The 12,161-nt window shown below is 56.6% G+C and carries 10 protein-coding genes; 9 read left to right on the top strand and 1 reads right to left on the bottom strand.

The window, feature by feature from the left end; all coding sequences use genetic code 11:
- The first annotated feature begins 145 nt into the window (after positions 1-145).
- The 9 genes from G536_RS0107810 to G536_RS0107780 all read left to right on the top strand — a co-directional run bounded on the left by G536_RS0107810 (position 146) and on the right by G536_RS0107780 (position 11,025).
- Positions 146-553 carry a GlcG/HbpS family heme-binding protein gene (locus G536_RS0107810; protein WP_022823032.1) on the top strand — a complete coding sequence of 136 codons (408 nt, stop codon included), beginning with the start codon at positions 146-148 and terminating at the stop codon, positions 551-553.
- 59 nt (positions 554-612) lie between these two features.
- On the top strand, positions 613-1,845 hold the full coding sequence (gene fdhA, locus G536_RS0107805) for a formaldehyde dehydrogenase, glutathione-independent (RefSeq protein ID WP_022823031.1): 1,233 nt from the start codon (positions 613-615) through the stop codon (positions 1,843-1,845).
- Positions 1,846-1,999: 154 nt separating this feature from the next.
- Positions 2,000-3,850 (top strand): glycoside hydrolase family 15 protein, encoded by a 1,851-nt coding sequence (locus G536_RS0107800; RefSeq protein ID WP_022823030.1) that lies wholly within the window; start codon positions 2,000-2,002, stop codon positions 3,848-3,850.
- A 128-nt stretch (positions 3,851-3,978) separates the two neighbouring features.
- Positions 3,979-4,332, top strand: coding sequence for a hypothetical protein (locus G536_RS0107795; RefSeq protein ID WP_022823029.1), 354 nt, complete (start codon positions 3,979-3,981; stop codon positions 4,330-4,332).
- Positions 4,333-4,427: 95 nt separating this feature from the next.
- On the top strand, positions 4,428-5,030 hold the full coding sequence (locus tag G536_RS0107790; protein WP_022823028.1) for a Uma2 family endonuclease: 603 nt from the start codon (positions 4,428-4,430) through the stop codon (positions 5,028-5,030).
- Positions 5,031-5,089: 59 nt separating this feature from the next.
- A complete protein-coding gene (locus tag G536_RS26865) occupies positions 5,090-5,599 on the top strand; it encodes a hypothetical protein (RefSeq protein WP_022823027.1) in 510 nt (169 codons plus the stop codon).
- Positions 5,600-5,706: 107 nt separating this feature from the next.
- Complete coding sequence (locus tag G536_RS0107785; protein WP_022823026.1) at positions 5,707-9,195, top strand: methylmalonyl-CoA mutase family protein; 3,489 nt, start codon at positions 5,707-5,709, stop codon at positions 9,193-9,195.
- Between the two features lie 94 nt (positions 9,196-9,289).
- A complete protein-coding gene (locus tag G536_RS32075) occupies positions 9,290-9,898 on the top strand; it encodes a hypothetical protein (protein WP_157530485.1) in 609 nt (202 codons plus the stop codon).
- A 338-nt stretch (positions 9,899-10,236) separates the two neighbouring features.
- A complete protein-coding gene (locus G536_RS0107780) occupies positions 10,237-11,025 on the top strand; it encodes an MBL fold metallo-hydrolase (RefSeq protein WP_022823025.1) in 789 nt (262 codons plus the stop codon).
- A gap of 268 nt (positions 11,026-11,293) precedes the next feature.
- Here the strand turns inward: G536_RS0107780 and G536_RS0107775 are convergent, their stop codons facing one another.
- Positions 11,294-11,782: a YciE/YciF ferroxidase family protein gene (locus G536_RS0107775; protein WP_022823024.1), complete on the bottom strand. Its 489-nt coding sequence runs from the start codon at positions 11,780-11,782 to the stop codon at positions 11,294-11,296.
- Between the last annotated feature and the right edge of the window lie 379 nt (positions 11,783-12,161).

Here is a 12,161-nt window from a genome sequence, read left to right as displayed (position 1 = left end):
CCGGCTAGCAAATCAGGAATTGAGCTGCACTATTGTCGCAATCCTGGGTATGAATCGTCGCAATTCTACCGTTGCGCTTGTCCTCGGCAGCGGGAATGCCGTTGTTGGTAGTTCAATTCTTCCTTCCTCTAACCATACAACCACTATGGGTATCACCCTCAAGCAAGCACAACAGGCCGTGCAGGCCGCCCACGAAAAATCCCTTGAACTAGGCGTTAAGATGAATATTGCTGTGGTGGACGCCGGCGCGAATCTGGTGGCCTTCATCCGGATGGACGACGCCTGGCTTGGCTCACTCGATATTTCCATCAAGAAGGCCAAGACGGCCCGCTTCTTCGATATGCCTACGGGGGCTATTGGGGGCCTCTCGCAGCCGGGCGGCCCACTCTACAATATCGAGCACTCCAACGGTGGGCTCATCACCTTCCCCGGCGGCATCCCGCTCAAAAACAGTGAGGGACAGATTTTTGGTGCTATTGGCGTATCAGGCGACACCGTAGAAAACGACCATACGGTGGCCGAAGCGGGCGTGCGGGCGCTGGAGGGCCAGTAGAAATTCTGTTCCGGTTGACCCGGCTTTTCACTTTTCTCAGCATCTAACCCACCCACTCTATGGCTGATAACCGAGGCGTAGTATACCTGGAACCCGGCAAGGTCGAGGTACAGGACATAGCCTTTCCGGAGTTGAAAAACCCGAAAGGCAAGAAAATCACGCACGGTGTGATTTTGAAAGTGGTGTCCACCAACATTTGTGGCTCCGACCAGCACATGGTACGCGGCCGCACCACCGCCCCAGCCGGCCTGGTGCTGGGCCACGAAATAACCGGTGAGGTAATTGAAGCCGGTACCGACGTGGAGTTTCTGAAGAAGGGGGACCTAGTATCGGTGCCGTTCAACGTGGCGTGTGGCCGCTGCCGTACCTGCAAGGAAATGAAAACCGGCATCTGCCTGAACGTGAACGAGGGCCGCGCGGGCGGCGCCTATGGCTACGTAGACATGGGCGGCTGGATTGGCGGTCAGGCCGAATACGTGATGGTGCCGTACGCCGATTTCAACCTGCTGCGCTTCCCGAACAAGGACCAGGCCATGGAGAAAATCCGGGACCTGACTATGCTGAGCGACATTTTCCCGACGGGTTTCCACGGGGCGGTGAAGGCAGGCGTAGGGCCTGGCACCACCGTGTACATTGCCGGGGCCGGACCAGTGGGGTTAGCCGCCGCGGCTTCGGCGCAGCTGCTGGGCGCGGCCGTGGTGATAGTCGGCGACATGAACAAAGCCCGCTTGGCGCATGCCCGTTCGTTCGGCTGTGAAACCGTAGACCTGACGCTGGACGCTTCGCTCACCGAGCAAATCACCCAGATTCTGGGCGTACCGGAAATCGACTGCGCCGTGGATTGCGTGGGCTTCGAGGCCAGCGGGCACGGCACCGACTCCAAGAAGGAAGTGCCGGCTGCCGTGCTCAACTCGCTCATGGAAATCACCCGCGCCGGGGGCTCCATTGGCATTCCAGGCCTCTACGTAACCGAGGACCCCGGCTCCAAAGATGAGGCCGCGCAGAAAGGCAGCCTCTCGATTCGGTTTGGTTTGGGCTGGGCGAAAAGCCACTCGTTCCATACTGGCCAAACCCCAGTGATGAGCTACAACCGCCAGCTCATGCAGGCCATTCTGTATGATAAAGTGCAGATTGCCAAAGCAGTAAACGTGGAGGTCATCAGCCTCGATGATGCGCCCAAGGGCTACGCCGAATTCGACAGCGGCGTGGCCAAGAAGTTCGTTATCAACCCGCACAACCTAATTCCGGACGTGAAACCCAAAACCAAAGCCAAGGCTGCCGCAACCCACTAACGGTAGGCGTTTTCCAGCTTTTCACAAACAGTCGGATCATCCTGTGGATGGTCCGACTGTTTGGTTTCCAAGGGAAAAATTATGGGCAGGCTCGTCAGGTAGCGGCAATTATTCGTTAGCAGGTATTCCTCTAACTCCACCTGTTGTAGACTATATGCCCGGTTACCTACCGCTAGAAGACTATGGCCTCATTGGCAACCTGCACACCGTAGCGCTGGTTGCCAAAAACGGCTCCATCGACTACCTATCCTTCACTCGCTTCGACTCCCCCACCATCTTCGCCTCGCTGCTCGACGCCGAAAAAGGCGGCCACTGGCACTTACACCCGGTGGGCGACGAGGTGCGCAGCAAGCAGCTGTACTTGCCGGATACGGGCATTCTGCTCACCCGCTTTTTCACCGAAGAAGGCATTGCCGAACTGACCGACTTCATGCCCGTGAAGCGCCACGAGCAAAACTGCGCCGTGGTACGCACTGTGCGTATTATCAAGGGCAGCATGCCATTTGAAATGCGGTGCGCCCCACGCTTTGATTACGGCCGGGCCGAACACGAAGTGGAGCGGCAGGACAATGGCAGTCTGCTGTTCCGCAGCCAAGGCAAAGACGGCTTTCAATTTCGCTTACTCGGCAATCAATCTTTCCAAGCCAACGCGCAGGGCGAAGCCACCGGCACCTGGACGCTGCATGTGGGCGAAACCGCCAGCTTCGTGATTGAGGCCACGCCCGTTGACGACCCTAGTTTCATTGCCCGCGAGCTAGAGCACTACACCGAAGCCGCCTTCCAAGACACGCTCAGTTTCTGGCGCGAATGGGTGGAAAGCAGCACCTACACTGGCCGCTGGCGCGAAACAGTGCTCCGCTCGGCCATCACGCTCAAGCTCCTGACCTCGCTGCAATACGGCTCCACGGTAGCCGCCGCCACGTTCGGCCTGCCCGAAGCCGTGGGCGGCGACCGAAACTGGGACTACCGCTTCACCTGGATTCGGGACGCGGCCTTCACTATGTACGCGTTTCTGCGGCTGGGATTCACTCAGGAGTCCAAGGCCTTTCTGCGCTGGATCATGGAGCGGCTCGACCAGTTGGAAAACCCGGAAAAATTGCAGCTGATGTACGCCGTAGATGGCACCGCCGACTTGCCCGAAAAGGAGTTACCCCACCTCAACGGCTACCGCGACTCGCAGCCTGTCCGCATCGGCAACGGGGCCGCCAAGCAGTTTCAGCTCGACATCTACGGGGAGCTGCTCGACACCATTTACCTCTACAACAAGTACGGCGGCGCCATCACCTACGACTTCTGGCAGCACGTCTGTCGCCTCGTTGATTTTGTGGCTGAAAATTGGCAGCGCCCCGACCATGGCATTTGGGAAGTGCGCGATGAGGAACGGCAGTTTATTTCGGGCAAGGTGATGTGCTGGGTGGCCCTGGACCGCGCCATCCGCATTGCCCGCGACCGGTCGTTTCCGGCGCCGTTGGTGGAGTGGCTGCGCGTCCGCGACGAGATTTACGCGGAGGTCTACAACAATTATTGGAGCGAAGAAAAGCAGGCCTTCGTGCAGTTCAAGGGCAGCAACGTGCTGGATGCCAACGTACTCCTGATGCCATTAGTGCGCATGTTTACGCCTGCCGAGCCACGCTGGCAATCCACGATGCGCGCCATTGAAAAGGAGCTACTTCTCGATTCTTTGCTGTTTCGCTACCACGCTGAGGGCGGCGCCTCCGACGGCCTCAATGGCGAGGAAGGCACCTTCACGATGTGCTCGTTCTGGTACATCGAGAACCTCTCACGGGCCGGCGACTTGGATAAGGCCCGCCTGTTGTTCGAGAAGCTGCTAGGCTTTGCGAGTCCGCTGGGGCTGTATTCCGAGCAGATTGGGCCGCAGGGGGAGCAGATTGGCAACTACCCGCAGGCCTTCACCCACTTGGCCCTGATTAGCGCCGCCTTCCAGCTCAACCGCGACCTGGACGCCCGTAAGGCTGGGGAGAATGGCGGCCATCAATTCGTGTAGTTTCAGCGGCCGAACGGCCGTTTCGTCACCTAGCTCAGCCTTAACGGAAAGCAGGCCGCAGCGTAAGCACCTAGCGCGGCACCGCCGCGCCAGCTTGTCTGTTCACCCCTACTAACGTCTCCCACGTCATGAGCATTGAACTGAACCCCGCCGCCGTGCAATTCGCCAAACGCCTCATTGAAGAAGGCAAACTAAAGAACGATGAAGGTCATTGGGGCCAGCACAACCCCAAACCCAACGCCGAAAACAAGTATCTGGACCAGCACGAAATAGCCGAGTACGGCCAGTGGCACCTAGGCCTGGATATGAGCAAGGGCGAAGACACCAAAGGCCGCTACCATTTCCCCTACGGCGACTTCGAAACCGTGCACCGCGACGGCCTGCTAGCCGCCAAAGAACGCGCTGCTCAGCAAGGCTACACCGACATCGAGAAGGCCGCCGACCAGCTGTTGCAGGAGCTGGAAGAAAAGGCCACGAAGTAGGTTACAGTGGTTTCTATTCTACACGGCCGGACTGCTTTCGAGCGGTTCGGCTGTGTCGTTTTTGCGTAACTTCAAGCAGCTAACCCTTCCTTGCCATGCGCCCTACCATCACTGAAGACGTCATTACGCTCCGCAGCCCCCTACTGGCAGGTATGTCGGACGATGAGTTTTTTGAGTTTTGCCAACAACATCCTGAGCTACGAATTGAACGCAGTGCTCAACATGAAATCCTAATTATGTCCCCCACCGGTAGCCGTTCCGGCAAACGTAATGCCCGCCTAACTTTTCAATTGGGCAAATGGTGCGAACAGAATCCGCAGCTAGGAGAATACTTCGATTCCAACACCGGCTTTACACTCCCCGACACGTCCGTATTGTCGCCGGACGCTTCTTGGGTGTCAGCTGCCAAGTGGAACGCGCTGACTATGGAGCAACAGGATAAATTTGCGCCGATTTGCCCGGAGTTTGTGGTAGAGCTGAAATCCGCTTCCGACTCCACGAAAACCTTACAAGCCAAAATGCTCGATTGGCTCCGCAACGGTGCCCGATTGGCGTGGCTCATTGTACCTGAAACCGAAACGGCCTACCTCTACCGCCTCAACCAGCCGGAACCAGAAGTAGTGCAGGGCTTCGACAACGAGCTGTCCGGCGAAGAGGTGCTGCCGGGGTTCCGGCTGCGGCTAGCGGAACTGCGGTAAAACACAAGTGAATTTACAGCAAAATTTCTTTGTCATCGTTCTTACATACTCAGTTGCTCATGCCGATTCGACTTACTAGAGGTCCGGTAGCTGGGTTGGCCTTTGTAGCTCCACTTGTCGTCTTCTTTCTATTATTACTGTTAGGCTGCAAGCCAGTATTAGCAGCCGGTATCGCATTGGCAAGTATTGGGGCAACTTGGTTGGTGCAATCGGGAATGGAGTTGGACCTAGTGCAGAAAACCCAACGCACTTATTATTCTGCCATAGGCTATTCACTAGGCCGTTGGAAACCACTACCACCTATTGTAGGCATAACGCTAAAGTATTTTTCCTCTATTCAACCCAATACTACACCTTCGTCACGGTCTAGTTGGGGTATTTGGAACGACGCTTCCCAGCGCAATGAGGAAATTATTATAATGCTGTCCGTTGCTCACTCTAGTACCGGTATAGTTATCAAAACATTCCCTTTATCGGAGTTGCAGGAGGCAACAATATTTGCAAAGGATTTAGCTGAGCAGTTGGGTGTCCTGCTTAATGTATATTTACCAGCTGACATTAATAGTTAAAGAAAAGTTAGACTTAGCTGCTAGCACAGTATCAAAAGCCCCGCGCCTACCCGCCGGGGCTTTTTTCGTACCTTCGCTACCCCAATTTCCACCCAATCCTACCTGCTATGCAAGCAGCTCCCGTAGCTCCGTATAAGCCCCAGAACCACGTTCGTATCGTCACGGCGGCGGCCCTCTTTGATGGGCACGACGCCGCCATCAACATTATGCGCCGCATTATCCAGAGCAGCGGCGCCGAAGTTATTCACCTGGGCCACAACCGCTCGGTGCAGGAAATCGTGGATTGCGCCATTCAGGAAGACGCACAGGCCATTGCCATTACCTCCTACCAAGGCGGCCACAACGAGTACTTCAAGTACATGTACGACCTGCTGCAAGAGCGCGGCGCAGGGCACGTCAAGATCTTCGGTGGCGGCGGCGGCGTGATTCTGCCCTCCGAAATCGAGGAGTTGCAGAAGCACGGCATCACCCGCATCTACTCCCCCGACGATGGCCGCGCCATGGGCTTGCAGGGCATGATCAACGATTTGCTGGAACGCTCCGACTTCCCGACTGGCCAGAACCTGAACGGCGAAGCCGGCCACGTAAAAGAGAAGGACGCCCGTAGCATCGGCCGCCTGATTTCGGCCGCCGAAAACTTCCCGCAGGAGTTCGAGCGGGTGAAAGGCCAGCTGATTTCCGAGTTTCAGAAATCGGAAGGTGAGGCCGATCAGCGCATCGACTCCACTCCTACCGCCAGCAAGAAAGCACCCATCCTCGGCATTACGGGTACGGGTGGCGCAGGTAAGTCGTCGTTGGTGGATGAGCTGGTGCGGCGTTTCCTGATGGATTTCGCTGAGAAGACCATTGCCATTATATCCGTGGACCCGAGCAAGCGCAAAACCGGCGGCGCCCTCCTCGGTGACCGTATCCGGATGAACGCCATCAACTCGCCGCGGGTGTATATGCGCAGCCTCGCTACGCGCCAGAGCAACTTGGCACTGAGTAAGTACGTGCAGGACGCCGTGGACGTGGTACGCGCCGCCGACTTCGACCTGATTATCCTGGAAACGTCCGGCATTGGCCAGTCCGACACCGAAATTATCGAGCATTCCGACGCCAGCCTGTATGTGATGACGCCTGAGTACGGCGCGGCCACGCAGCTAGAGAAAATCGACATGCTCGATTTCGCCGACGTTATTGCCCTCAACAAGTTCGACAAGCGCGGGGCACTGGACGCGTTGCGCGACGTGCGCAAGCAGTACCAGCGCAACCACGGCCTCTGGGACAAGCCGCTGGACGACATGCCGGTGTTTGGCACCATCGCCTCGCAGTTCAACGACCCCGGCATGAACCGGCTGTACCGAGCGCTGCTTGCCACCGTAGAACAGAAAACCGGCGTGCCGTTCGCGTCGCAGCTCGAAACCTCGAAGGAGGACTCCGAGAAGATTTACATCATTCCGCCGCACCGCACGCGGTACCTTTCCGAAATCACCGAAACCATCCATCAATATGACCAGTGGGTTGATAAACAATCGGCAGTGGCCCAGCAGCTCTTCGGAATCCGGGAAGCCATCGGAGCCGTTGAAAGCCTCGGAGCAGGCTTCGGACAGCAGCAACCTGGAGGATCTGGCGCTGGGGACGGCAGCCACGGACTCGCACCAGCAGCACTCGTGGCCGGCTTGGAGAGCACCTTCGAAGAGGTCAAGCTTCGGCTGGACGGACAGAACTGGAAACTTCTGGAGGCCTGGCCGCAAAAAGTAGCCGCCTACAAAGCGCCGGAATTTGTGTTCAAGGTGCGCGACAAAGAAATCCGCATTCAGACACACACCACCAGCCTCAGCAACCAGCAGATTCCGAAGGTAAGCCTCCCCCGCTACACCGCGTGGGGTGACTTGCTGCGTTGGCAGCTCCAGGAAAACGTGCCCGGTGAATTCCCTTACACCGCCGGCGTGTTCCCGTTCAAGCGCGAAGGCGAAGACCCCACCCGCATGTTTGCGGGCGAAGGCGGCCCCGAGCGCACCAACCGCCGCTTCCACTACGTGTCGGCGGGCTTGCCGGCCAAGCGCCTGAGCACGGCCTTCGACTCGGTGACGCTCTACGGCGAAGACCCCGACCACCGGCCCGACATCTACGGCAAAATCGGCAACGCTGGCGTAAGCATCGCCTGCCTCGACGACGCCAAGAAGCTGTACTCCGGCTTCAACCTCGCCAACCCAAGCACCTCGGTGTCGATGACCATCAACGGCCCCGCTGCACAGCTGGCTGCTTTCTTCATGAACGCCGCCATCGACCAGCAGTGTGAGCTGTATATTAAGGAACAAGGCCTGGAGGCGGAAGTGGAAGCCAAAATCAACCAGCTGTACCAAGAGAAAGGCTTGGTGCGCCCGAGCTACCAGGGCGAGCTACCGGCCGGCAACGACGGCCTCGGCCTGATGCTGCTCGGTGTAACCGGCGACCAGGTGCTGCCCGCCGACGTGTACGCCACCATCAAGGCGCGCACGCTCAGCCAGGTGCGCGGCACCGTGCAGGCCGACATTCTGAAGGAAGACCAGGCGCAGAACACCTGCATCTTCAGCACCGAGTTTGCCTTGCGCCTGATGGGCGACGTGCAGGAATACTTCATCAAGGAGAAGGTTCGCAACTTCTACTCGGTGTCGATTTCGGGCTACCACATTGCCGAGGCCGGCGCCAACCCGCTCACGCAGTTGGCTCTCACGCTCAGCAACGGCTTCACGTTTGTGGAGTACTACGTGAGCCGGGGCATGGATGTGAACGACTTCGCGCCCAACCTGTCGTTCTTCTTCTCCAACGGCATCGACCCGGAGTATGCGGTAATTGGCCGCGTGGCGCGCCGCATCTGGGCCAAGGCCATGAAGCTGAAGTACGGCGCCAATGCCCGCTCGCAGATGTTGAAGTACCACATCCAGACCAGCGGCCGGAGCCTGCACGCGCAGGAAATCGACTTCAACGACATCCGCACCACGTTGCAGGCCCTCTATGCCATCTACGACAACTGCAACTCGCTGCACACCAACGCCTACGACGAGGCCATCACCACGCCCACCGAGGAATCGGTGCGCCGGGCCATGGCCATTCAGCTCATCATCAACCGGGAGCTGGGCTTGGCCAAAAACGAAAACCCGCTGCAAGGCTCCTTCATCATCGAGGAGCTTACCGACATAGTGGAAGAAGCCGTGCTGATGGAGTTTGACCGCATCACGGAGCGCGGCGGCGTGCTCGGGGCCATGGAAACCATGTATCAGCGGGGCAAGATTCAGGAGGAAAGCATGCACTACGAGATGCTGAAGCACACCGGCGAGTACCCCATCATCGGCGTGAACACCTTCCTCTCCTCGAAAGGCTCGCCCACGGTCATTCCGGCCGAGGTAATCCGCGCCACGGAGGAAGAAAAGCAGTATCAAATTACGATGCTCAAGAACCTACACGCCCGCAACGAAGGCACCGCCGAGCAGCGCCTGAAGCAGCTGCAACAAGTAGCCATTGCCAACGGCAACCTCTTCGAGGAGCTCATGGAAACCGTGAAGTTCTGCTCGCTCGGTCAGATTACGAACGCGCTGTTTGAAGTCGGCGGGCAGTACCGCCGGAATATGTAATTAGCTGGTTTGGCTGATTGTATAAGGGTGCTACCTTGCTGAGGTAGCACCCGTTTTTTATAGAGTCAATAATTATTTTGTTTTACTTCATTCTATGATTTCATCCTTTATTGAACTGTATCCGACAGCTAAAATCACCTATATCCAATCAACGTTTTTGGAGTTGGCTACCGATGTCGAGCTACATAGGATTGAATTTATTGGCAAAGTAGAAGCGCGACTAAAGCGCGGAATACACGGAGAACTACAGTACAGAACTGCACATTACTTACTGACGCTTTACCACGAACCGCTTGCTCATGTTTTTTTGAATAGTCGAAGTGGACGCTCTGAAGAGCTAATTGAAGCCATTGATCAGCTAATTTTGAAACTACCTGGAGGATGGCGTAGTCAATGGTTAAAATTTCAGTCTCGAGATACGCGACAGGAAATGGTGCGTGTCATTGAGCGTGGTCGTGGCCATTTGTTGAACTGTGTACCACAAGTTTTAGCAGATGAAGTCGAGACTCTATGTTGGCTGTATGATGCCAATACAACTATGAATGTTCGTCAGTCAATACCTAGACCACTTCCAGCTAAAGTAAATCTCCCATTTGCGGTTCTATTCATTGGCAATAACTATGTAATTGCTCAAGACTTTTATATCAGCACTTTATGGTCTGCACCTACTCTTAACCACTTTTCCCACGCTTGGGTTGGGTAGTCAGCCAACCATTGCCTGATCCAGTGCAATGGCACTCCCTGTGTTGCTCAAGTTAAGCGCACCGTAACTCGTGCCCCATAGAAGCTCAAGCCTCAGCAGCCGCTCCAGCGGCAAGCCGGAACCGCGCCGCTTGGAGAAATCCGGGCGGCGTTTTTTATGCTCCACCCATGTGTTACACGGCGGCTACCCTTTGCAAGCATGGCTGGCCGAACTTTCGCCCCCACTGTGGGTTAGTTAGCAATCTGAAGCTCCTTGATGCGCTTGCGGCCCGCCTATACGTCGAAAGCCGAGCTGCGTAACAACCCCTTCGCACCTATTACTCAACAAGCAGAAACCCGATGAAATCCACCCTTATCCTTGCGGCCGCCCTGGCTGTAGTTTCCGTGCAGGCGCAGGCCCAAACCGCCCCTACTACCCCCGCGCCGCGGGCGGCTGCCGACCAGATTGCCACCAAGAAAGGTCCGCTCACGGTGCAGCCCATCACCCACGGCAGCGTGGTGTTTATCTGGAATGGCAAGACCATTTACGTGGACCCTTACGGCGGGGCCGCCGCCTACGCTGGCCTGGCCGCGCCCGATGTTATCCTTATCACCGACATTCACGGCGACCACCTGGACCCGAAGACGCTGGCGGGTCTCTCTGTGGGCAAGGCCCTGATGGTAGTGCCCCAAGCCGTGGCCGATAAGTTGCCCGCCGAGTACAAAGCCCAGGTCCGCATCCTGAGCAACGGCCAGAAGCTCGATACACTGGGCATGAGTGTAGCCGCTATTCCGATGTACAACCTGCCCGAGGCCGCCGACGCGCCGCACACCAAAGGCCGGGGCAACGGCTACGTGCTGAACCTGGGCGGCAAAAACGTGTACCTGTCTGGCGACACCGAAGACACTGCCGAGATGCGCGCCCTCAAGGGCATCGACGTGGCGTTTGTGTGCATGAACCTGCCCTACACCATGGACGTGCAGCAGGCCGCGCAGGGCGTATTGGCCTTCAAGCCCGGCATTGTGTATCCGTATCATTACCGGGGCCAGAGCGGCTTGAGCGACGTAGACGGCTTCAAGAAAACCGTGAACACGGCCAACAAGAAAATTGATGTTCGGCTGCGCAACTGGTATCCGGTGGCGCAGTAAGACCACGCCCTAACGCCTAAACTGGCGCGGTGCCGGCTTCCCCCTACCGCCCCGGTAGCAAGCCGGAGCCGCGCTGCTTGGAGCCATCTGAGCGGCGCGGTTGTTTTCGGGTGGGAGTTGTAATTGGCTCCGGCATCATTATGGTTTTAGAACCATAAGGTTAGTACCCTTGCAACTGCTAGCAACAAATCAAAACCGCGCCGCCTGGAGCTATCCAAGCGGCGCGGTTGCGTTACAGTCAGAAGGAGTGCTGTAGAGAAGATTGACTCTACTCCTGGCCTTGCTCGGCGAGGATACGCTGGGCAATGTCGGTGTGCCTGTCGTCGGCCTGTTTGGCTTCCTGCACGGAGGTTTTCAGGTTTTGTTCGGTTTCAGTGAGGCCGGCGGAGGCAGCATACGAGGCTACCGTGCCGAAGGAAGCAATCCAGTAGTGCAGGGCCATCTGGCCGCTGGCGATAATGCCTAGGTCGCGCGTCGTGTCGGACTCAGCTTTTGCCCGGATTTCTTTGCTCACGCGGTAGTGCGCCTCCAGGATTTCATTGTTCTGGCTCTCCGCGCCGCCTACTTCGGCAAGGGCCTGCTCAATACGCTGGGCCCACTTCTTGGCGGTTTCGTTGCCTTCCTGAAGGGCGGCTTTCAGCTCCGGATGCTTGGCATCGTTGAGAATTTCGTCGGTTGCCTTGGCTGCCACTTGACTTCCTGCCTGCTGGGCCGATAGGCCGTCTTTGATAAGTTGTTTTAGGTCGTCCGTTTTCATAGGTCAGAACAATAAAAGAGTAAAAGCAAGTATCCCTTGCCCTGCCATTTCAACGGACCGTATTCTAGTAGGTTGACCTCTGTTGCCATCAGCAAAAGCCACGCGTTTGTTTACTATTATCGTCTTATTGTCAATATTTTACACTAACAAGCTGTTAATCTGCTTTCCAAGAAGGGCAAATAAACTCGACAATTATTATCCCCTCAATGCAATTGATGTAGCCACACCCTACCTATTGTTATTATACAATTCCTTATGTAACAGCATACGCCTGAAAACCAATAATATATTGTTTAGACTGAAGCAGTATTATCATGAATCAGAGCACGACGTCTTTGCGCGCAAATCGTTCTTTAATAATACTTCACTATCTATCATG

The organism is Hymenobacter norwichensis DSM 15439 (assembly GCF_000420705.1).
Classification (GTDB): Bacteria; Bacteroidota; Bacteroidia; order Cytophagales; family Hymenobacteraceae; genus Hymenobacter; species Hymenobacter norwichensis.
This window is presented reverse-complemented; position numbering and strand designations above follow the sequence as displayed.